Consider the following 21,172-nt stretch of genomic DNA (forward strand, 5'->3'; position numbering starts at 1 on the left):
CTCATGACCGTCCAGACCCCTCCCGCCACCACCACCGCAGCCACGGAGGTCGTCCGCCCCGGCACGCCCGCGTGGACCGCCCTCCTGGAGCGCATCGCCGCTGGGGCGGGCGAGCGCGAGCGCGACCGTGTCGCCCCGCACGAGGTCATCGGCTGGATCAAGGAAGCCGGCCTCGGCCGGCTCCGCATCCCGGTCGAGGACGGCGGCGCCGGCCTCACTCTGCCGCAGTTCTTCGCCGCCCTCATCGACCTCGCCGAGGCCGACTCCAACGCCGCGCACATCCTGCGCACGCACTACTGGTTCGTCGAGCAGCACCTGCAGAGCATCGACGACCCGTCGTTCCGCGCCCGCCTCGCGCTCGCGGTGGACAACCGGCTGGTCGGCAACGGCTTCAGCGAGCAGAGCAGGAAGCCGGTAGGGCTCTACTTCGACACGGCGTTCACGCCGGAGCCCGACGGCGGCTACCGGCTCAACGGCACGAAGTTCTACTCCACCGGCAGCATCTACTCCGACTACACCCAGATCTGGGCGGCTGCTCCGGACGATCGCATCGCGGGCGCGGTGATCCCCGTCGACCGCGAGGGCGTCACGATCCTCGACGACTGGGACGGGTTCGGTCAGCGGCTCACCGGCACCGGCACGACCCAGCTCGACGACGTACGCGTGGAGGCGGGGGAGTTCTTCGACCTCGGCGAGCCCGACGGCGAACCGGTGCCCGGCTACCAGGGCGCGTTCCTGCAGCTCTACCTCCAGGCCGTCACGGCCGGGGTCCTGCGCAGCGTGCGCAACGACGCGGTCGCCCTGGTGAAGCGCCGGGCGCGCAGCTACAGCCACGCCAACGCGCCGCAGGCGCCGACCGAGGACCCGCAGGTGCTGCAGGTGATCGGCGAGATCTCGGCCGACGCGTTCGCGGCGGAGGCGATCGTGCTGCGGGCGGCCGAGGCGCTCCAGGTGGCGGCCGACTCGGTCGTGGACGGCGTGCCGACGGCAGAGGCGGCCGAGGCCGCCCAGCTGGCCGCCGCCCAGGCCAAGGTCGCGGTCGACCGGTTCTCCTACGCGACGGCCGCGAAGCTGTTCGACGTCGGCGGCACGTCGGCCACCCAGGCGGCGTACAACCTGGACCGCCACTGGCGCAACGTGCGCACGATCTCCACCCACAACCCGACGTTCCTCAAGGCGACCGCCATCGGCGCCAACGTCGTCGACGGCGTGGCCTTCCCGGCCAACGCCTACTTCTGAGCGGGGGACGGACATGTCATCGGTCGGACTCCTCTTCGTCGGCGCCGTGCTCTTCGTCAACGGCCTGCTGTTCCTCGGCAAGGTCGACCCCAAGAGCGCGGGTGTGTTCAACCTGTTCGTGGGCGGCCTCCAGACGGCGATCCCGTTCTGGCTGATCAGCCACGCCACCACGCCGGACCAGATCCTCAGCGCCGCCGGGATCTTCCTCTTCGGGTTCACCTACCTCTACGTCGGCATCGGCAACCTCAAGGGGTACGACGCCAGCGGGCTCGGGTGGTACTCCCTCTGGGTCGCCGTGGTCGCCGCCGGTTTCGGGGTGGTCAACATCGTGCGGTTCGACGACACCCCGTCGGGCCTGCTCTGGCTGCAGTGGTCGGTGCTCTGGTCGGTCTTCTGGGTCGTCCTCGCCCTCGGGGTCGCCCGTCTCACCGCGGCCGCGGGCTGGCTCACGCTGATCCAGGCGTTCACGACGTGCACCGTGCCCGGCTTCGTGATCCTCCTCGGTGAGTGGGACCGGGTCACCTCCGGCGAGGTCGCCGCCAGCGCCTTCCTGGGTCTGGTCGCCTTCGCCGCGGTCGCTGCCCGCAAGCCCGCACCCGCGCCCACCGCGACCTCCGCTCCGGCGGAGGTGCGGGTGCCCGTGTCGGCCTGACGTCACCGCACCGTCACCAGGCCCGGCACCGTGCGGGCATGAAACGCGCCTCGATGGTGCGCCAAATGGCGCATCTGGTGCCTCGGGTGGCCCTAGCGTCGGACCATGACGCAGTCGCAGTCGACGCAGACGATGAAGCCGGGCTGGTACCGGTGCTCCGACCTGGTGAACACCATCGGCTTCTGGGACGGCCAGAAGTGGACGGGCGAGTACCAGGCCTACTTCCCGACACCGCCGACCACCGTCAGCACCATCGCGTGGGGTGTCTTCTGGGGGATGGTGCTCTTCCTCGTGATCCCGGGGCTGTTGCTGTTCCTCGTCGCGGGGCTCGGCACCGTCGCGATCAGGTCGTGAGGCTGGTCGCGACCTCGAGCAGGCGCGCGCACTCCTCGACCAAGCGCGCTCGGAGCGGCGCGCCGCGCTCGGCGAAGGCGCGCTGGGCGGCGACGTACTCCTGCTTGCCGTCAGGCGTCTCGATGCGGATGGGGTCGAGGCCGAGGTCGGCGAGGTCGTACGGCGCGGCCCTCATGTCGACCACCCGGATGTCCCACGCGAGCTCGAAGCAGTCGGCCACGAGGTCGGAGGAGACCATCGGCCAGAGCCGGAAGGCGTGCTTGTAGAGGTCCATGCCGGCGTGCAGGCACGCCGGCTGCTCGTACGACGACCGGTCGTCGCGGCCGGGGGAGAGGGTGTTGAGCGGGCGCGCCGGCGTGGTGAAGAAGCGGTAGGCGTCGAAGTGCGAGCAGGCGATGCGGTGGCCCTCGACCACGGCGTCGGTGCCGGCGGGCCCGAGGCGCAGCGGCCACGCGGCGTGGCGGGTCTCGTCGCCGGAGAGCCGGTAGACCATCGCCCACTCGTGGAGGCCGAAGCAGCCGAAGCTGCCGGCGCGCCGCGCGGTCGCACTGAGCAGCCGGTGCAGCGCCTCGACAAGGGGCCGCTGCGACGCGACGTGCTCCGGGGTCACGTCGGGATCGACACCGAAGCCGGGTGTCCATCGACGCAGCTGCGCCGGCCGGAACGAGTAGTAGGTGAAGAGGAAGTCGAAGACCGGGTGCTGGAGACCTGCGGCGCGCCGCGCGAGGTGCGGCGCGACGTAGCGGTCGATGCGCTCCTCGTGCGCAGCCGCGGCGGCCGCCCATGCCTCCTGCGGCAGCGCGTCGACGGTCGAGCTCTCCATGGGCAGCAAGCGTAGGTGGAGATCGGCGCGGAGCCCGCACTCAAGTCGCCCTCAAGTGGCACCCAAGCGGTGGGCGGGAGCGTGGGCACACCGACCCCCACCGAAAGGTTCCACCCGTGAACACCCGAGCCCTGCGTGCCGCCGCACTCACCACCGTGCCGGCGGCCCTCGTTGCGGCGCTGCTCGTGTCCCCGCCCGCCACCGCCCAGGCAGCCGCCAAGGCGAACCTGAAGGTCACGAAGGCGACGGTCGACAAGACCACGGTCGTCGAGGGCGACGAGCTCACCGTCACGCACACCGTCCAGAACCGCGGCCGCCGCAAGGCCGGTGCGAGCACCACCCGCGTCTACCTGACCACCGACGTCGCCGGGAGCCTCGCCGAGCGCAGGGCGAGCCACACCGACCCGCGCTCGTCCGTCACCGACCTGCGCCTCGACGGCGCGGCGAGCATCAAGTCGCTCGCCCCCGGCGCCAAGCGCACGAGCCGGTCGATCACCTTCACCGTCCCGGTGGGCCTGCCCGCCGGCGACTACAAGGTCCTGGTGTGTGCCGACGACCACGGCAAGGTCAAGGAGTCCGACGAGGGCGACAACTGCACCGCGGCGACCAAGCCCGTCACGATCACCGAGGTGCCGGGCAGCGAGGACCTCTCGCTCCAGACCTTCGCCGACACCTTCTCCTGGCCCGACGACGAGAGCTCGGCGCTGCAATTCGTCAAGATCTTCTGCAAGAGCACCTACCCGGTGAAGAGCTACTCGCTCACCACCGCGCTCAAGAGCACCCAGGCGTTCCTGGAGGACAAGGCGCCAGGTGGCATCGAGCAGCTTCGCTCCTCCGGTCTCGTCGACACTGCGGAGGAGGCGCAGAACACGGCGGCAGCGGCCGTCACCGGAGGCTCTCCGGGCCTCGCGCTCGCCGCCTTGCTCGAGGCCTACCGGCTGCAGCCCAGCCGCGGGACACACCTCGTGAACGCGGCCGCCATCGCGACGTCGGTCGGCCTCCCCAACCAGGCCCTCGCCTTCCTCGACGCGGCGGTCGGGAAGGACTTCCTCCGCACGCCCCTGGGCATCCCGCACGAGGCCACGGCCGCCGTGGTCCGCGGTCAGGCCCTCGTCATGACCGGCCGGCTGGACGCGGCGGAACGACTCTTCACGAGCGCCAAGCAGCTCGCCCCGATCCTCTCGGAGGCTGACGCGGGACTGGCCACCGTCGCGGCGTGCAAGGGCAAGGACGCGATCGCGGCGCGTTACATCCGACGCAGCCGGCAGCGCTCCGACGAGGAGGTGCCGAAGACTCCGCCGACGGAGGAGCCGGTACGGCCCGACCCCGAGATCGACATCACTCGGGGCGAGGAGGTCCCACTGCGCCAGCTTCCTCTCGCCCAGACCCCGTCGCAGGGGGTGGACATGTACGAGGTCTACGACGGCATCGCGCAGGGGTTCTTCGGCGAGATCGACGCCAACAACAAGGAGTACGACCGGATCCGCCAGCACCTGCGCGACACCGACGACGCCCGCACGCCTGCGGAGATCGACCGTCGCGAGGGGCTGCTCACCCTGCTCTACCGCGCCGGTGAGGAGGGTGAGGTCGAGACGGCCTACGACGCGCTGGTCAAGCAGATCGACAAGCTGGTCGAGCACAACGAGGAGTTCTTCGGAGGCGGCACGGGCGAGGCGCCGTACACCTACGGCACGCTCCAGGACCGGGCGTTCGCCACGTGCGAGGGCTCGCAGGACCCGAACTGCTTCGACAAGGAGATCCACCGCACCTGCGTGCCGGCACTCACCTCCGCCCACAACGAGTGGGTGTCGCTGATGCGGCAGGCGCAGACCAAGGCCAACACCTACTTCCGGCTGCTGTCGAAGCGGATGACCGGGGTGGCGGCCAACCTCCTCGACGAGGAGGCCCAGCGGCTGGGGCTCGTCCAGGTCGAGGCCCTCGAACGCAGCACCTATGCGTTCCTGGTCCAGCAGGGGCAGCACTGGACCCTCAACGAGAAGGTCCACCGTGACCACTGCGTCGACGACCTTCCGCCGGAGATCCTCAACCCGCCCGCGGACGTCACCGCAGCCTCGCCCGGGCTCTGCGAGGGCCCGCTCAAGGCGATCAAGGTGAAGGCCACTCTGGGACCGACGTCGCTCAGCGTGAACTGCGAGAAGATCGAGCAGGGGTTCTCGCAGGAGATCATCCCGCTCCTTCACGTCTTCGTCGACGTCAAGTTCGACTTCCGTACTGGCAACGTGTCGGTCTGGGCCGGCGTCAAGGGCGGCGGAAAGCTGCCCGGCGGTATCGCCGACGCCAGCTTCAAGTCAGGCATCTACGTGAAGGTCGACCAGCGGGGCGACCTCGTCGACACCGGATGGCGTGTGGGCCCGACGGCCAACGTGGCGGGTGGCAAGTTCGGCGCCTTCAAGGACGAGATCGACCTTTCGTTCACATCCAGCCTGACGCCCGGCTACTGATCCCGGCCAGGCACCCGCACCGCGCACCCGGTGGCCGTCCAGCGATGGATAGGCTCACCGGGTGCGCATCGCGAGATTTTCGGCCAACAGGGGAGACGGAGCGGGCGAGCCGGCGTACGGCATCGTCACCGGCGACCTCGACCAGTACGGCCAGCCCGCTGACGACGCGGTGATCGTCGAGCTCGCCGGCGACCCGCTCTACGTCGGCATCAAGCTCCTCGAGCGCGAGCACCGGCTCGCCGACGTCAAGCTGCTCGCGCCGGTGCTGCCGCGCAGCAAGGTGGTCGGCGTCGGCAAGAACTACGCCCGCCACGCGGCCGAGATGGGCGGCGACCAGCCCACGGAGCCGCTGCTCTTCCTCAAGCCCAACACCAGCGTGATCGGCCCGGGCGACGCGATCCTCTACCCGCGCCAGTCCGAGCACCTGAGCTACGAGGGCGAGGTCGCGGTGGTGATCGGCAGGATCTGCCGCGACGTGCCGCCCGAGCTCGCGACCGACGTGATCTTCGGCTACACGATCGCCAACGACGTGACGGCACGGGACCTGCAGAAGAGCGACAACCAGTGGGCGCGCGCCAAGGGCATGGACACCTTCTGCCCGCTCGGCCCCTGGATCGAGAACGACCTCGACCCGCAGGCCTTCGCCGACGGGCGCCGGCTGCAGACGTTCGTCAACGGTGACGTCGTGCAGGACGGCACGACGGCCGACATGACCTGGCAGATCCCCGACCTGATCGCCTACATCTCCGCGGCGATGACCCTGCTGCCCGGTGACGTGATCCTCACCGGCACGCCCGAGGGCGTCGGTGCGATGGACGTCGGCGACGAGGTCGAGGTGTTCGTGGAGGGCCTCGGCGCCCTCACCAACACCGTGGCCCGGCGCTGACCGGACCGGCCCAGCAGACCCGACCAGAACAGACTGAGAGAGACACCGTGACCGACGCCCCCGTCGACAGCCGCCCCGTCCGGGTGCGGATGGCTCCTTCCCCGACCGGCAGCCCGCACGTCGGCCTGGTGCGCACAGCGCTCTACAACTGGGCCTTCGCGCGCCACCACGGCGGCACCTTCGTCTTTCGCATCGAGGACACCGACACGGCGCGCAACACCCAGGAGTCCTACGACTCGATCATCGAGCTGATGCGCTGGCTCGGCCTCGACTGGGACGAGGGCCCCGAGGTCGGCGGGCCGCACGCGCCGTACCGCCAGAGCGAGCGCGGCGACCTCTACGCCGACGCCCTCGACAAGCTGAGGGCGTCGTCCTACACCTACGACTGCTACTGCACCAACGACGAGGTCGAGGCGCGCCGCAAGGCGTCGGGCTCCAAGGTGATGGGGTACGACGGCTTCTGCCGCGACCTCAGCGACGACCAGGTCGCGGCGTTCGTCGCCGAGGACCGCAGGCCGGTCGTGCGGTTCCGGATGCCCGACGGCACGATCACGTGGGACGACCTGGTGCGCGGCGAGATCAGCTTCGAGAGCGAGCACGTCCCCGACTACGCCCTGTGCCGCGCCAACGGTGACCCGCTCTACACGCTGGTCAACCCGATCGATGACGCCCTGATGGAGATCACGCACGTCCTGCGCGGGGAGGACCTGCTGTCCTCGACGCCGCGCCAGGTCGCGCTCTACGACGCGCTGATCGAGCTCGGCATCACCGACTTCACCCCGCGCTTCGGCCACCTGCCCTACGTGATGGGGGAGGGCAACAAGAAGCTGTCGAAGCGCGACCCGCAGGCGCACGCGCTGGCCTACCGCGACAACGGCTTCCTGCCCGAGGGGCTGCTCAACTACCTGGCGCTGCTGGGATGGGCGATCGCCGCCGACCGCGACGTCTTCTCGCTCACGGAGATGGTCGACGCGTTCGACATCAAGGACGTCAACGCCAACCCGGCCCGTTTCGACCTGAAGAAGTGCGAGGCCATCAACGCCGCCCACATGCGCCTGCTCACGGTGGAGGACATGACCCATCGTGCGCTGCCGTTCCTCAAGGCCGCCGGCGTCGTCGGCGACCCGGTGCACGACGCCGACGCCCAGCTGCTCGAGCTGGCGATGCCGCTCGTCGCAGAGCGCATCAACAAGCTGACCGAGGCGCCCGGCATGCTCGGGTTCCTCTTCGTCGACGAGGAGGCCTTCGCCCTCGACCCGACCGACGCGGAGAAGCTCCTCGACGCGGCGGGGCTCGACGTCGTGCGCGCAGCACACGACGCGCTCGTCGACCTGCACCCGTGGTCGACCGAGGCCATCCAGGCGGCTCTCCAGGCCGCGTTGGTCGACGGGCTCGGGCTCAAGCCGCGCAACGCGTTCGGTCCGGTGCGGGTGGCGGTGTCGGGGCGACGGGTCTCCCCGCCGCTCTTCGAGTCGATGGAGCTCCTCGGCCGCGACCGCAGCATCGGGCGGCTGCGACGTGCCCTCGGCTGACGTCGTCGGTGGCGGTGCCGGTGCCGGTGCCGGTGCCGGCATGCCGCTGCGCTATCCCGCGCTGCACCGGCTGGGCCGGGCGAGCTGGCCGCGCACCCTGCTCGGCGTGCTGGTGGCGGTCGTCGTCGTGCTCGCGATCGTGCCGACGCTCCTCGCGGGCGTCTACGCCGGCCTCGGCGAGCCGTTCGGCGATGCCGACTTCGACCCGTTGACCCCTGCCGGGCTGACGATCGTCAGTCTGACGTGGGCCGCTGCGATCCCGACGGTCCTGCTCGTCACCCACCTCGTGCAGGAGGTGAGGGGCAGCTGGGCCCTGTCGGTGGTGGCGGCGATCCGCTGGCGCTGGTTGGTGACGTGCATCGGGTTGTCGGTGGTCGCGATCCTCGCGGCGGTCCTGGTGGCTGCGGTGCTGCCGGACCGGGGTGGGGTGACCCTCGACGACTCCGTCAACGACCTCACCGGCAAGTCGTTGGCCTTCGCGGTCATCATCGTGTTCCTCGTCCCGTTGCAGTCGGCGGGGGAGGAGTTCGCCTTCCGCGGCTACCTGACGCAGAGCCTGGGCGGCGTGCTGCACGGCCGCATCGGCACGGCGGTCGCGGTCGCCGTACCGGCGGTGGCGTTCGCGCTCGCCCACGGGGCCCAGGACCCCCCGGTCTTCGTCGACCGGCTGACCTTCGGGCTCGTCGCGGGTGTGCTGGTCGTGCTGACCGGGGGCCTCGAGGCGGGCATCGCGATGCACGTGGTCAACAACTGGGCATCCTTCGGGCTCACCCTGCTGTTCGGCGACCTGACGGGAGCGGTCACGCCCGACATCAGCACCTGGTGGCTGCTGCCGGGGACCCTCGTCCAGAACCTCGGCTACCTCGCCCTGGTGCTCTGGATGCACCGCCGGACGGGCCTGCGAGCAACCGTCGAGCCGGGCGTTTTGGAGCGCCCGCGACCCCGCGTGTAAGGTTTCCCGTCGGCTCCCGAGCCGCATCGCACGCGGTGCAGCAAGGGGTCGAAACAGTGGTCTATGGTGTAATTGGCAGCACGACTGGTTCTGGTCCAGTTAGTCTAGGTTCGAGTCCTAGTAGACCAGCGAGAGCTCATCCGAGCGGCTCCGAAACGGCCGAGATTTGGCCGGTCCGGACGCAGATCGCTAGAGTTCTCTCTCGTTGGAAGGCCGCAAGGCCGGACAGCAGTTGCCCCCGTCGTCTAGCGGCCTAGGACGTCGCCCTCTCACGGCGGTAACGCCGGTTCAAATCCGGTCGGGGGTACAGATGAGGCCCGGATCTCCCTGAGATCCGGGCCTCACTCGTTCTCCACGTCCGTGAGCGATGCATCCTTTCGGCGGATGCGCCGCGGTGGTGCCGGGACGATCATGGCTCCATGAGCCGCGGACGACCGCAGCGAGTCCTCTTCGGTGGATCGATCGCGGCCGTGGCACTCGCGTTCCCGGCGGTCTCGGACCACGGCGCCGCGGCCGGGGAGGTCAGTGCGCGGCCCACCTTCCACGCGATGACCTGCCCGGACGACACGTTCCCGGCCGACCGCGACGTCGACTGCGGCTACGTCGTCGTGCCGGAGGACAGGCACGACCCGGACGGGCGGACGATCCGCGTGGCCGCCGCGGTCGTGCACGCGACCGCGCCCGACCCGGGCGAGCCGATCGTCTTCCTCGACGGGGGGCCGAGCTTCGGCGCGATCTCCGACTTCGCGCTCGGTGCCTACTTCGCGGACTGGCCGGCGGCCGAGGAGCACGACCTGGTCCTCGTCGACACCCGTGGCACCGGGATCTCCCGACCGCGGCTGGGTTGTCGTGAGCTCGACCGGGCGAACGTGCTGGCGTTCTACGCCGGCAGGTTCGCCAACGACGAGGCGCCGCGGATCTTCGGGCACGCCCTCGACCGGTGCTGGCAGCGCTACACCGACCGCGGCATCGACCTCGCCGCCTACAACTCGCGGGAGAGCGCCGACGACCTGGAGAGCCTGCGCAACGCGCTCGGCTACCCGCAGTGGAACCTGCTCGCGGCGTCGGCGGACGGCACCGTCGGACTCACCTACCTCCGGCGGTTCCCCGACGGGATCCGCAGCGTCATCGTCGACTCCGGGATGGCGCCCAACGCGGAGTGGGGCCTGGACTACCTCGTCGGCTCGGTGGAGGTCCTCGACCGGGTGTTCGCCGGCTGCCACGCCGATGCGCAGTGCCGGGCGAGGTACCCGCACGTCCGGCGGCTTTTCGAGGCCAAGGCGCGACAGCTCAACCGCGACCCGGCCCTCGTCACCGTGCCCCGCATGCGACCCGAGCCGGTCACCCTCCTCATCGACGGAGCGAGCATCTACACCGATGCGATCTCGTTCATCTACCCCGGCGACAGTGGTCACGTGGGTCACCTGCAGGGCGTCCTCCACTATGCCTGGAGGGCTGCGCACGGCCACCTCTGGCGGATGTACCGCCGCCTCCTGGGCACCGGCCCGATCACCAACTCCCACGACAACGACTTCGTCGCGCAGGGCAAGACCGAGTCCTACGTCTGCCGCGACTACGTCAGCTTCATCACCCATGCCGACCGGGTGGCGGCGGCGCGGGCGGCCCAGGCGTTCGGGCCGCGCATCCTGCGTCACGGCTTCGATCTCGCCCGGGGCTACGGCGATCCCCGATCGCCGGCCGGGTGCCGGCACTGGCCGGTGGGTCGCGCAGGACACCGCCAGCACGAGCTCGTCGAGAGCGACGTCCCGGCGCTGGTGCTCAGCAACCGCTTCGACATCGGGACGCCGCCACGGATGGTCCGGCCGATGCTGCCCGGCCTGAGCAACAGCACGTACGTCGTCCTGCCGGCTGCGGCGCACCTCTCCCTCGCGAGCTACACCAACGGCAGTAACTGCGCGCGGGCGATCGCGACCGAGTTCCTCGACGATCCCTCGGCGAGCCCGGACACCTCGTGCCTCGCCGGCCTGCCGCGGGTCGACTTCACGCCGGTCCGCCAGCAGCGCGGCTGTGGCGGCTGCGTCAGGTCGCCTTGGGCTTGGAGGTCCGTGCCTTCGACGGCGGTTTGGCCGCGCTGACCTTCTTGGCGGCTGTCGCGACCTCGCTCTGACGCACGCGGGCCGCGCGGGTCTTCGGGGGAGTGGGGTCGGTGCCGACGAGCGTGAAGATCGGTGCGGTGACGTTCTCCAGCGCGGTGACCGCCTCGGCGTGCCGCTCGGCGAGCTTCGCGACGACGGCCGCGAGGTCGGCCTGGGCGTCGGCGAGCGTGGCGACGGTGTCCGCGAGCTCGCGCTGGCGCACGATGAAGTCCTGGAGCGGCTGTGCGGTGGCGCCCGCGATGCCGGTGATCGCGCCGGCCATGCTCGCGACGGCCCCGGCCAGGTCACCGACCTGCCGGACCAGCTCGTCGGGCTGGGTGACGCCGGTGACCGCTGCGCTGGTCACCGTGCGGAGCGTGTCGGCCGCCAGCTTGACGGCCACCTGCTGCGACCGGATCAGCAGCTCGATCGGGTTGTCCACCATGGGCTCAGGGTGGCAGACGCGCACCCGGGTATGCGGGACATCGCGTCGCATGCGCGCTTCGGCACGCCGCCGACCGGCCGCGACGGCGATGTCCGATTTCCGCGAGAAGATGTCGGTGTCGTCGTACAGGATGAAGTCATGAGCACACTCCCCGTCGCGATCCCCGGCATGGACACCGAGTCCTGCTACGCCGCGGTGAAGTCGCGCGACCGTCGCTTCGACGGCGTCTTCTACATCGCAGTGCGCACGACCGGGATCTACTGCCGGCCGTCGTGCCCGGCGCGGACGCCCGCACTGCAGAACGTCTCCTTCCACCGCAGCGCCGCGGCCGCCCAGTCCGCCGGCTACCGCGCGTGCAAGCGGTGCCTGCCCGACGCGACGCCGGGCAGCCCCGACTGGGACGTCGCGGCGACGGTGGCAGGTCGGGCGATGCGGCTGATCGCCGACGGGGTGGTCGACCGGGAGGGCGTCGACGGGCTCGCGCGCCGCGTCGGCTACACGTCCCGCCACCTCTCGCGGGTCCTGACGGCCGAGCTCGGTGCCGGACCGCTCGCCCTCGCCCGGGCGCAACGCGCCCAGACCGCGCGGGTGCTCGTAGAGACCACCGACCTGTCCTTCGCCGACGTGGCCTTCGCGTCCGGGTTCGCGAGCGTGCGTCAGTTCAACGAGACGATCCGCGAGGTCTACGCCGCTACGCCGAGCGAGCTGCGCGGGCGGCGGGGCGGCGTCCGGACGCCGGGCGCGATCGAGCTGCGGCTCGCCGTACGCACCCCGTTCGCGGGCGCCGAGCTGCTGCGCTTCCTCGCGCTGCGGGCGGTCGAGGGTGTCGAGGTCGCGGGGGAGGGGTGGTACGCGCGGACGCTCGACCTCCCGCACGGACCGGGCACCGTCCGCGTGGAGCTGCGCGACGTCGTCGCCGAGGGCGAGACCGCCCTCGTCCCGGCCCGTTTCGTGCTGCACGACCTGCGCGACACGGCTGCGGCGGTCGCCCGGGTGCGGCGGCTGCTCGACGGTGACTGCGATCCCATCGCGGTGGCCGACCACTTCGCGGGCGACCCGCTGATCGGACCGCTGGTGCGGCTCCGCCCGGGTCTGCGGGTGCCGGGGCACGTGGCCGGCGCCGAGCTCGCGGTGCGGGCGGTGCTGGGGCAGCAGGTCAGCGTGGCCGGTGCCCGCACCGTCGCCGGCCGGCTGGTGACCGAGCACGGGCGACCGATCGAGACCGACATCCCTGGCCTGACGCACCTGTTCCCCGACGCGGCGACCGTCGCAGCTCTCGACCCCGAGCGGCTGCCGATGCCGCGGGCGCGCGGTCGGGCGCTCACGGGCCTGGCTGCGGCGGTCGCCGACGGCTCGGTCCCGCTCGACCGCGGACCGGAGCGGGCGGCCGTGCGAGCCGGCCTGCTCGCCCTGCCCGGCATCGGCCCGTGGACCGCCGACTACGTCGCGTTGCGGGTGCTCGGCGACCCCGACGTCTTCCTGCCGACCGACGTCGGCGTGCGCAACGCCCTCGCGGCGCTGGGCGCCCCCGACGCCGACCCGTCGACCTGGGCGCCGTGGCGCTCCTATGCCCTGCTACACCTGTGGACCTCACTGGAGGAGAAGTCATGACCTGGACCGTGATCGACTCACCGATCGGCGAGCTGCGGCTCGTGGAGCGCGACGGCGCCATCACGCAGATCGAGTTCACGCCCTTCCGCGACTCCGACGGCCGCCCGCGCGGCGTACGGTCCGACGACGACCCGCTGCTGCTCGAGGCGGCTCGCCAGCTGCGCGCCTACTTCGCCGGTGACCTCACCGACTTCGACCTCCCGCTCGCCCCCACCGGCAGTGCGTTCCAGCACGCGGTGTGGGAGCAGCTCACCAAGATCGGTTACGGCTCCACCGCGTCCTACGGCGAGATCGCCGCGCGCCTGGGCAAGACCAACGCCGCCTCCCGCGCCGTCGGGCTGGCCAACGGCGCCAACCCGATCCCGATCGTCATCCCGTGCCACCGCGTGATCGGTGCCGACGGGACGCTCACGGGTTATGCGGGTGGCATCCAGCGCAAGCAGCTGTTGTTGGACATCGAGCGTCAGGACGCGCTTTTCTGAGGCTGGCGCTGTGACAGTTTCACCGTCCGGACGGTGAAACTGTTGCTGGGACGCTGCAATTGCGTCGTCCCAGCGACAGTTTCGTCGTCCCAGCCCGGCCGTCACGAGCCGCGGCCGGCCCGTCAGGACGGCGGCGCGACGTACAGGCGCAGCTTGCGGCGCAGGTGGCCGTTGAGGGCGGCGCCGACGAGCTTGGACCCGGTGTAGGCGTGCACGGCGCCGGTGGTGAGGTCGACGACCGCGGGGCGGACCTCGGTCGCGAACTCGAGGCGCGGCTTGGCCGTGGCGGCGGCGACCGCCTCGGGCGTGACCTGGGTGGTGACGAGCACCGCGAACGCGCCGACCCCGCTCTGGAGGCCGAGCAGCGCACCGGTGCGCGCCCTGGCGTACGCCGAGACGTCGCGGCTGAAGCCCTCCACCTCCGCGGGCGTCACCTCCGGGAACTGCCCGACCGCCGTGACGAGGTGCAGGCGCGACATCGCGAGCGCGATGAAGTCCTTGCGCACGCCGACCAGCGCCTGCATCGGGCCGACCCGGTCGGGGCCGACCTCGCAGCCGTCGGCGGCCATCCGGTGGCCGGTGGCGTCGACGTACTCCTGGGGGCTCACTCCGCCGCAGCGCGGCGCAGCGACTCGGAGAGCCGCTCCGCGGCAGCGAGTACGGCGGGCGCGTGCATCCGGCCGGGTTGACGGGAGAGCCGCTCGAGGGGTCCGGAGACGGAGACGGCGGCGATGACCTTGCCGCCGGGGGAGCGGACGGGTGCCGAGACCGAGGCGACGCCCTGCTCGCGCTCACCGACGGACTGGGCCCATCCGCGGCGACGGATCGCGGACAGCTCGGCCGCGGAGAACGCGGCGTTCTGCAGGCCGCGGTGGATGCGGTCGGGGTCGTCCCAGGCGAGCAGCACCTGGGCGGCCGAGCCGGCGCGCATGGTGAGCTGCGATCCGACGGGGATGGTGTCGCGCAGGCCCGAGGGACGCTCGGCGGCGGCGACGCAGACGCGGTGGTCGCCCTGGCGTCGCCACAGCTGGGCGGACTCGCCGGTGATGTCGCGCAGCCGGGCGAGCACGGGGCCCGCCGTGGCGAGGAGCCGGTCCTCGCCGGCCGCCGCGGAGAGCTCCGCGAGGCGCGGGCCGAGCACGAACCGTCCCTGCATGTCGCGGGCGACGAGCCGGTGGTGCTCCAGCGCGACCGCCAGCCGGTGGGCCGTCGGACGCGCCAGTCCGGTGCCGGCGACCAGTCCGGCCAGGGTGGCGGGCCCGGACTCCAGGGCCGTGAGAACCAGGGCTGCCTTGTCCAGCACGCCCACGCCGCTCGAGTTGTCCATATGCCGATACTCTCATCTCAGATCATGGGATGCAAGCGTAGGCTGCATCACAGCGAGCCGTGAGGCCGACGAGATCCGTCGCCCCCGGTCGCCACGACGACGAGGACAAGGAGCGAGGTCATGGGTAGGACCCTGGCGGAGAAGGTGTGGGACGAGCACGTCGTCCGGTCAGTCGCAGGGGAGCCCGATCTCCTCTACATCGACCTCCACCTCATCCACGAGGTCACCAGCCCGCAGGCCTTCGACGGCCTGCGCCTCGCCGGCCGGAAGGTACGGCGGCCGGACCTGACCCTCGCGACCGAGGACCACAACGTCCCGACCCTCGACTGGGACAAGCCGATCGCCGACCCGGTGAGCAAGACCCAGGTCGACACCCTGCGCAAGAACGCCGCCGACTTCGGCGTGCGGCTGCACCCGCTCGGCGACGTCGAGCAGGGCATCGTGCACGTGGTCGGCCCGCAGCTCGGGCTCACCCAGCCGGGCATGACCATCGTCTGCGGTGACAGCCACACCAGCACCCATGGCGCGTTCGGCGCGATCGCCTTCGGCATCGGCACGTCCGAGGTCGAGCACGTGCTCGCGACCCAGACCCTGACGCAGGCGAAGCCGAAGACGATGGCGGTGACCGTCAACGGCAGCCTGCCCGACGGCGTCACTGCCAAGGACCTCGTCCTCACCCTGATCGCCCACACCGGCACCGGTGGCGGGCAGGGCTACATCGTGGAGTACCGCGGCCAGGCCATCGAGGAGCTCTCGATGGAGGGCCGCATGACGGTCTGCAACATGTCGATCGAATGGGGCGCGAAGGCCGGCATGATCGCGCCCGACCAGACCACCTTCGACTACATCGAGGGCAAGCCCGAGGCGCCGAAGGGCGCCGACTGGGACGCGGCGGTCGCGCACTGGAAGACGCTGGTCACCGACGCGGACGCGGAGTTCGACAAGGAGATCGTGCTCGACGCGACCACGATGACGCCGTTCGTCACGTGGGGCACCAACCCCGGCCAGGGCGTGCCGCTGGGTGCGTCGGTGCCGAGCCCTGACGACTTCGAGGAGGCCAACGACAAGGTCGCCACGGAGAAGGCGCTGGAGTACATGGGCCTCGAGGCCGGCACCCCGATGCGCGACATCAAGGTCGACACCGTCTTCGTCGGCTCCTGCACCAACGGCCGGATCGAGGACCTGCGCCTTGCGGCCGAGATCATCAAGGGTCGCAAGGTCGCCGACGGCACCCGCCTGCTGGTCGTGCCGGGCTCGGTGCGCGTGCGCAACCAGGCCATCGAGGAGGGTCTCGACCAGGTCTTCGTCGACGCCGGTGCGGAGTGGCGCGGTGCCGGCTGCTCGATGTGCCTCGGCATGAACCCCGACCAGCTCGCTCCCCAGGAGCGCAGCGCCTCGACCTCCAACCGCAACTTCGAGGGCCGGCAGGGCAAGGGCGGTCGCACGCACCTGGTGTCCGTGCCCGTGGCGGCCGCGACCGCCGTACGCGGCACGCTGTCCGCGCCCGCCGACCTCGCCCCGCTGGCCTGAAGGGAAGAACGATGGACAAGTTCACCACCCACACCGGCGTCGGCGTCCCGCTCAAGCGCAGCAACGTCGACACCGACCAGATCATCCCGGCCGTCTACCTCAAGCGGGTGACGCGCACCGGCTTCGAGGACGGGCTCTTCGCCGCGTGGCGCAGCGACCCGGACTTCGTCCTCAACCAGGACGCCTACAAGGCGGGCTCCGTGCTCGTCGCCGGCCCCGACTTCGGCACCGGCTCCTCGCGCGAGCACGCGGTGTGGGCGCTCCAGAACTACGGCTTCAAGGTCGTGCTCTCGGCGCGCTTCGCCGACATCTTCCGCGGCAACTCCGGAAAGGCCGGCCTGGTCGCCGGCCAGGTCGACGAGAAGGTGGTCCAGGCACTGTGGGACTACCTCGACGACAACCCGGGCGGTGAGATCACCGTCGACCTCGAGAGCCAGACCGTGAAGACGCCGGGCGGGGAGGTCGAGGACTCCTTCGACATCGACCCCTACACGAAGTGGCGGCTGCTCGAGGGCCTCGACGACATCGGCATCACCCTGGGCCACGACGCCGACATCACGGCGTTCGAGGCGACGCGGCCGAGCTTCAAGCCCGCCACGCAGCACGCGTGACCTAGACGACGGCCATCCGGCCGAAGGCGCTCCGGTGGAAGACCAGCGGGGCGCCTTCGCCGTTGCCGGCGCCGTGCTCGACGGCGTGGAGCAGCAGCAGCACGATCGTGTGGTCGCCGGCGTCGACCTCGCGGTACACGGAGCAGTCGAACCGCGCGACGCCCTCGTCGAGGGTGACGGCCCCGGCTTCGCTGACGGTCACCGGCACGCTGTCGAAACGGCGCTCGACCGGGCCGGCGAGCTGGCGGCACACCTCGCCGTGGTGCTCGGCGAGGACCGTCAGCCCGACCCGCTCGGCGCGGCGCAGGTCCGGCCAGGTCTTGGACGTGTTGGCCAGGGAGACCGACACGAGCGGCGGGTCGAGGCTCACGGACGTGAACGAGCTCGCCGCGAGCCCGACGAGCTCGCCATCGACCTCGGCCGCGACCGCGACGACGCCGCTGGGGAAGCTGCCGAACGCCTCGCGCAACCTCCGCGGGTCGAGGTCCTGGTTGGTGACGACGCCCGTGAGGGTCGCGCTGCGCCTGCTGATCACGACGCTGCCCGCCCCGTGCTCGCGAAGGGTACGGCGACGTTGTGGTGCCGCTGCGGACGCGGGTCCTTCCACAGTCCCCTCTCGGCGAGGATCGGGAGGACCCCCTCGCCGAACCAGTACGCGCCCTCGAGGTGCGGGTAGGCGGAGAGCACGAACTCCTCGATGCCGAGCGCGGCGTACTCCTGGATCCGGTCGGCGACCTCCTCGTGGCTGCCGACCAGCGCGGTGCCGGCGCCCCCGCGCACGAGCCCGATCCCTGCCCACACGTTGGGGTAGACCTCGAGGTTGTCGACGCTGCCGCCGTGCAGGGCCAGCATCCGCCGCTGCCCCTCGGACTCGCTGCGCCGCAGCCCCTCCTGCACCCGCTGGATGGCGTCGGCCGGGATCTGCGCGAGCAGGCGGTCCGCCTCCGTCCAGGCCGCGGTGGAGGTGTCGCGGGTGATGGTGTGGATCCGCAGCCCGAAGCGGATCGGCCGCTCGGGGTCGCGGCCCTCCTCCTCGGCCAGCCGGCGGATCCAGGCGATCTTCTCCGCCACTGCCTCGGGCGGTTCGCCCCAGGTCAGGTAGACGTCGGCGTGACGTGCGGCCACCCGGCCGGCGGCGGGCGACGACCCGCCGAAGTAGATGGCGGGCACCGGGTCCGGGACCTGGCCGAGCGACGCGCCGCGCAGGGAGAGGTGCTCGCCGTCGAAGTCGACGGTCTCCCCGGACCAGAGCCGGCGCACGACCTCGAGGAACTCGTCGCACCGCGCGTAGCGGCCGTCCTTGTCCAGGAAGTCGCCGTACATCTGCTGCTCGTGCGCCTCGCCGCCGGTGACGACGTTGAGCAGCAGCCGCCCGCCGGTGAGGTTCTGGAAGGTGCCGGCCATCTGGGCCGCCAGGAACGGCGCCACCAGGCCGGGGCGGAACGCGACGAGGAACTTCAGCCGGTCCGACGTGCGCGAGAGCATCGCGGTCGAGAGCCAGGCGTCCTCGCACCAGGCGCCGGTCGGCGTCAGCGCGGCCTCGAAGCCGTTGTCCTCGGCCGCACGCGCGACCTGGGTGAGGTAGGCGATGTCGCCGGGCCGGCCGGAGTATCCGGGCGCGAGGCCGTGCCCGCCGCCGACGACGTGCCTGCCGTCGCCGCCGTTGGTCGGGAGGAACCAGTGGAAGGTGAGGGTCATGGGAGGGTCCTTTCGCCTGCTACAGCTGTCCGTGGCGCGGGGGGAGGGTGCCGTCGATCGCGTAGCGGCCGAGGTGCTGGATCTTCCACGCGGCAGGGTCGTGCAGCGTGTGGGTGCGGGCGTTGCGCCAGTGGCGGTCGAGCACCAGGGAGGCGAGGGCCGACCGGGTGCCGCACACCTCGAAGAGACGGCTGCCGGCCTCGACCGACGCTGCGGTGGTGGCCGCGCGGGCGGCCGCGACCGCCAGGCTGGCGCGGCCGGCGGTCGACGCGTCGAGGTCGGTGTCGGCCTCGTCGATACGTCGGCCGGCCTCGGTGACCAGGGCCTCGGCCGCGCGCACCTGCACCTCCAGCTCGCCGAACGCGTGCACCACGAGCGGGTCGTCGGCGGCGCGGTCGACGCCCGCGTCGGGGTAGGGCCGGCTCTTCGTGGTGACGAATTCCGCGGCGTCGGCGAGCGCGGCCCGCGCGATGCCGGCGTCGATGGCCGCGTGCAGCAGCTGCGCGAACGCACCGAACGTCTGCGGCCGGTCGAAGGTCAGGTGGTACGGCGTGATGAGGTCCGAGCGCACCCGGACCCCGTCGAGCCGGACCGTGCCACTGGCGGTGGTGCGCTGGCCCACGCCGTCCCAGTCGTCGACGACGCTGACACCGGGCGCGGTGCGCTCGACCCAGGCCACGTGGAGCGGCCCCTCGTCGTCGAGGTGCGCGAGCACGGGGATCCAGTGGGCGAAGAGCGCACCGGTGCAGTAGCCCTTGGTGCCGTCGAGCACCCACTCGGCTGCGCGTGCGGATCCGCCGCCGACGCGAGGGCCGATCGGGCGCAGTGTCGTGGCGTGGTCGCGCACGTGCTTGCTGCCGATCTCCGACTGCGCGTTGCCGAACCGCGCACCGCGCAGCACGTCGTGGAAGAGGCGCTCCTTCTGCTGGGGCGTGCCCTGCTCGCGCAGCACGTTGACGTAGACGAAGTGGCTGTGCGGGATCTGCGCGACATTGGGGTCGCCGGCTGCGATGAGCCGCACGACCTCGGCCAGCGTCTCGACAGGGAGGTCGGCGCCGCCGTACTCCTTGGGCACGGTGACCGCGAGCAGGCCCGACGCGGACAGCTGCTCCACCTGCTCGACGGGGAGCACCCGGCCGCGGTCGCGCTCGGCCGCGCCCGCGGCGAACCGCGCGCCGAGCTCGCGCGCGACCTCGACCGCTCGGCGCGGTCCGAGCACCGGCACCGGCGCCGGGTCGCTCACCACCGGCTGCGCGAGCTCGTCGATCGGTGTGCGCAGCTCGGTCGATCGCAGCGCCGTCATCAGACCCGCTCCAGCTCGGCCGTCTCGAGCTCGCGGACGATGGGGAGGATCTCCCGGCCGAAGTACTCCACGTCCTCGAGGTAGTGGAGGAAGCCGAGCAGGAAGAGGCTGGTGCCGCGACGCTTGTACTCGAGCATCCGCGTCGCGATCTGCTCGGGCGTGCCGATCAGTCCGGTGCGGAAGCCGTCGTTGTACTGCACCAGGTCCGCGAACTCCGAGTCCTGCCACATGCCCTTGCCGTCGCCCGTGCTCTGGCCCGCCTGCTTGACGGCGCCACCGAAGCCCTCGACCGCCTCGCGGTCGGCCTTGTCGATGATCTCGCGCAGCACGTCGCGTGCCTCTGCCTCGGTGTCGCGGCCGATGAGGAAGCCGTTGACGCCGAACTTCACGCTGCGGCCGTGGACGGTGGCGACGTCGGTGACGTCGCGGATCTGCTCGCTGATGCCCTCGGGGGTGTTGCCGTTGGCGAAGTACCAGTCGGCCACCCGACCTCCCATGCCGCGCGCGTCGGTGGAGTTGCCGCCCATGAAGATCTCGGGGTGCGGCCGGTCCGGGGTGATGACGGGCTTCGGCTTCAGGTCGAAGTCGTGGAGCCGGTAGAAGTCGCCGTTGAGCTCGGCGTTGTCGTTGGTCCAGAGCTCGCGCACGTAGCGGATGAACTCCTCCGAGCGCCGGTACCGCTCGCCGTGCTCGAGCCACGGCTCGCCGAACTTCGTGAACTCGTCCTTGAACCAGCCACTGACGACGTTGATCGCGGCCCGGCCCTCGGACAGCTGGTCGGCCGTGGCGATCCACTTCGCGAGGACGCCGGGGTGCCACAGGCCCGGGTGGATGGCGGCGATGACCTTGAGCCGCTCGGTCGCCAGCAGCAGCGCGAGGCTGAAGGCCGTCGACTCGTGCTGGTAGGCCGCGCCGTAGGACGCGATGTAGCGCACCTGCGACAGCGCGTAGTCGAACCCGTTGTCCTCGGCGAGCCGGGCGAGCTTCTTGTTGTAGTCGTAGCCCCAGTCGGTGCGCTGCTCGATCTTGCTGACGACGAGGCCGCCGCTGACGTTCGGCACCCAGTAGGCGAACTGCAGGGGCTGGGACAGGTGCTGCTCGGCGGTCGGCGGGTCGACGGGTGGGCGGTGGCTCATCGGTGCTCCTCGGGTGCGGTCCGGCGCGTTGCT

At 71.5% G+C, this 21,172-nt stretch carries 20 protein-coding genes and 2 tRNA genes; 14 read left to right on the forward strand and 8 right to left on the reverse strand.

Annotated features, from left to right (window positions below; translation table 11 throughout):
- Nucleotides 1-3 precede the first annotated feature (3 nt).
- The 3 genes from ACAX67_RS08605 to ACAX67_RS08615 all read left to right on the forward strand — a co-directional run bounded on the left by ACAX67_RS08605 (nt 4) and on the right by ACAX67_RS08615 (nt 2,245).
- Nucleotides 4-1,239 carry an acyl-CoA dehydrogenase family protein gene (locus ACAX67_RS08605; RefSeq protein WP_370703397.1) on the forward strand — a complete coding sequence of 412 codons (1,236 nt, stop codon included), beginning with the start codon at nt 4-6 and terminating at the stop codon, nt 1,237-1,239.
- 13 nt (nt 1,240-1,252) lie between these two features.
- A complete protein-coding gene (locus ACAX67_RS08610; RefSeq protein ID WP_370703398.1) occupies nt 1,253-1,891 on the forward strand; it encodes an AmiS/UreI family transporter in 639 nt (212 codons plus the stop codon).
- Between the two features lie 105 nt (nt 1,892-1,996).
- Nucleotides 1,997-2,245, forward strand: coding sequence for a hypothetical protein (locus tag ACAX67_RS08615; RefSeq protein WP_370703399.1), 249 nt, complete (start codon nt 1,997-1,999; stop codon nt 2,243-2,245).
- Here the strand turns inward: ACAX67_RS08615 and ACAX67_RS08620 are convergent.
- On the reverse strand, nt 2,235-3,068 hold the full coding sequence (locus ACAX67_RS08620; protein ID WP_370703400.1) for a 3-methyladenine DNA glycosylase: 834 nt from the start codon (nt 3,066-3,068) through the stop codon (nt 2,235-2,237). The two genes, ACAX67_RS08615 and ACAX67_RS08620, sit on opposite strands and share 11 nt — an antisense overlap.
- A 116-nt stretch (nt 3,069-3,184) precedes the next feature.
- Here ACAX67_RS08620 and ACAX67_RS08625 point away from each other — a divergent pair, with 116 nt between their 5' ends.
- The 7 genes from ACAX67_RS08625 to ACAX67_RS08655 all read left to right on the forward strand — a co-directional run bounded on the left by ACAX67_RS08625 (nt 3,185) and on the right by ACAX67_RS08655 (nt 10,996).
- Nucleotides 3,185-5,530, forward strand: coding sequence for a CARDB domain-containing protein (locus ACAX67_RS08625; RefSeq protein ID WP_370703401.1), 2,346 nt, complete (start codon nt 3,185-3,187; stop codon nt 5,528-5,530).
- Nucleotides 5,531-5,591: 61 nt separating this feature from the next.
- A complete protein-coding gene (locus tag ACAX67_RS08630) occupies nt 5,592-6,416 on the forward strand; it encodes a fumarylacetoacetate hydrolase family protein (RefSeq protein WP_370703402.1) in 825 nt (274 codons plus the stop codon).
- Between the two features lie 89 nt (nt 6,417-6,505).
- Nucleotides 6,506-7,948, forward strand: coding sequence for a glutamate--tRNA ligase (gene gltX / locus ACAX67_RS08635; RefSeq protein ID WP_370703652.1), 1,443 nt, complete (start codon nt 6,506-6,508; stop codon nt 7,946-7,948).
- Complete coding sequence (locus ACAX67_RS08640; RefSeq protein WP_370703403.1) at nt 7,935-8,900, forward strand: CPBP family intramembrane glutamic endopeptidase; 966 nt, start codon at nt 7,935-7,937, stop codon at nt 8,898-8,900. The genes gltX and ACAX67_RS08640 overlap by 14 nt, the downstream gene beginning before the upstream one ends.
- A gap of 57 nt (nt 8,901-8,957) precedes the next feature.
- Nucleotides 8,958-9,029, forward strand: a tRNA-Gln gene (locus ACAX67_RS08645).
- Nucleotides 9,030-9,134: 105 nt separating this feature from the next.
- Nucleotides 9,135-9,207: transfer RNA gene (locus ACAX67_RS08650), tRNA-Glu, on the forward strand.
- Between the two features lie 112 nt (nt 9,208-9,319).
- The gene (locus tag ACAX67_RS08655) at nt 9,320-10,996 is read left to right on the forward strand and encodes an alpha/beta fold hydrolase (RefSeq protein WP_370703404.1); all 1,677 of its coding nucleotides are present in this window, start codon (nt 9,320-9,322) and stop codon (nt 10,994-10,996) included.
- On the opposite strand, the gene ACAX67_RS08660 is transcribed toward ACAX67_RS08655, so the two are convergent.
- Entirely contained in the window at nt 10,941-11,441 is a 501-nt protein-coding gene (locus ACAX67_RS08660; protein WP_370703405.1) for a hypothetical protein, read from the reverse strand. The two genes, ACAX67_RS08655 and ACAX67_RS08660, sit on opposite strands and share 56 nt — an antisense overlap.
- A 138-nt stretch (nt 11,442-11,579) precedes the next feature.
- Between ACAX67_RS08660 and ACAX67_RS08665 the strand changes: the two genes are divergently transcribed.
- The gene (locus tag ACAX67_RS08665; RefSeq protein WP_370703406.1) at nt 11,580-13,052 is read left to right on the forward strand and encodes an AlkA N-terminal domain-containing protein; all 1,473 of its coding nucleotides are present in this window, start codon (nt 11,580-11,582) and stop codon (nt 13,050-13,052) included.
- Nucleotides 13,049-13,534, forward strand: a complete 486-nt coding sequence (locus ACAX67_RS08670; RefSeq protein ID WP_370703407.1) for a methylated-DNA--[protein]-cysteine S-methyltransferase — start codon at nt 13,049-13,051, stop codon at nt 13,532-13,534. The genes ACAX67_RS08665 and ACAX67_RS08670 overlap by 4 nt, the downstream gene beginning before the upstream one ends.
- 122 nt (nt 13,535-13,656) lie before the next feature.
- Here ACAX67_RS08670 and ACAX67_RS08675 read toward each other — a convergent pair whose 3' ends face one another.
- Both ACAX67_RS08675 and ACAX67_RS08680 read right to left on the reverse strand, forming a co-directional pair.
- Nucleotides 13,657-14,142: a hypothetical protein gene (locus tag ACAX67_RS08675; RefSeq protein WP_370703408.1), complete on the reverse strand. Its 486-nt coding sequence runs from the start codon at nt 14,140-14,142 to the stop codon at nt 13,657-13,659.
- A complete protein-coding gene (locus ACAX67_RS08680; protein WP_109696101.1) occupies nt 14,139-14,861 on the reverse strand; it encodes an IclR family transcriptional regulator in 723 nt (240 codons plus the stop codon). The genes ACAX67_RS08675 and ACAX67_RS08680 overlap by 4 nt, the downstream gene beginning before the upstream one ends.
- A gap of 120 nt (nt 14,862-14,981) precedes the next feature.
- Here ACAX67_RS08680 and leuC point away from each other — a divergent pair, with 120 nt between their 5' ends.
- Both leuC and leuD read left to right on the forward strand, forming a co-directional pair.
- The gene (leuC, locus tag ACAX67_RS08685) at nt 14,982-16,391 is read left to right on the forward strand and encodes a 3-isopropylmalate dehydratase large subunit (RefSeq protein WP_370703409.1); all 1,410 of its coding nucleotides are present in this window, start codon (nt 14,982-14,984) and stop codon (nt 16,389-16,391) included.
- 11 nt (nt 16,392-16,402) lie between these two features.
- The gene (gene leuD, locus ACAX67_RS08690) at nt 16,403-17,002 is read left to right on the forward strand and encodes a 3-isopropylmalate dehydratase small subunit (protein ID WP_370703410.1); all 600 of its coding nucleotides are present in this window, start codon (nt 16,403-16,405) and stop codon (nt 17,000-17,002) included.
- Between the two features lies 1 nt (nt 17,003).
- Here leuD and ACAX67_RS08695 read toward each other — a convergent pair whose 3' ends face one another.
- The 4 genes from ACAX67_RS08695 to sfnG are packed head-to-tail and all read right to left on the reverse strand — an operon-like array spanning nt 17,004 to nt 21,139.
- Nucleotides 17,004-17,537 (reverse strand): flavin reductase family protein, encoded by a 534-nt coding sequence (locus tag ACAX67_RS08695; protein WP_370703411.1) that lies wholly within the window; start codon nt 17,535-17,537, stop codon nt 17,004-17,006.
- Nucleotides 17,534-18,700 carry an LLM class flavin-dependent oxidoreductase gene (locus ACAX67_RS08700; RefSeq protein ID WP_370703412.1) on the reverse strand — a complete coding sequence of 389 codons (1,167 nt, stop codon included), beginning with the start codon at nt 18,698-18,700 and terminating at the stop codon, nt 17,534-17,536. The genes ACAX67_RS08695 and ACAX67_RS08700 overlap by 4 nt, the downstream gene beginning before the upstream one ends.
- A 19-nt stretch (nt 18,701-18,719) precedes the next feature.
- On the reverse strand, nt 18,720-20,003 hold the full coding sequence (locus ACAX67_RS08705) for an SfnB family sulfur acquisition oxidoreductase (RefSeq protein ID WP_370703413.1): 1,284 nt from the start codon (nt 20,001-20,003) through the stop codon (nt 18,720-18,722).
- Nucleotides 20,003-21,139, reverse strand: a complete 1,137-nt coding sequence (gene sfnG / locus ACAX67_RS08710) for a dimethylsulfone monooxygenase SfnG (protein ID WP_370703414.1) — start codon at nt 21,137-21,139, stop codon at nt 20,003-20,005. The genes ACAX67_RS08705 and sfnG overlap by 1 nt, the downstream gene beginning before the upstream one ends.
- Nucleotides 21,140-21,172: the final 33 nt, after the last annotated feature.

It is taken from the genome of Nocardioides candidus (assembly GCF_041321175.1).
GTDB lineage: Bacteria > Actinomycetota > Actinomycetes > Propionibacteriales > Nocardioidaceae > Nocardioides.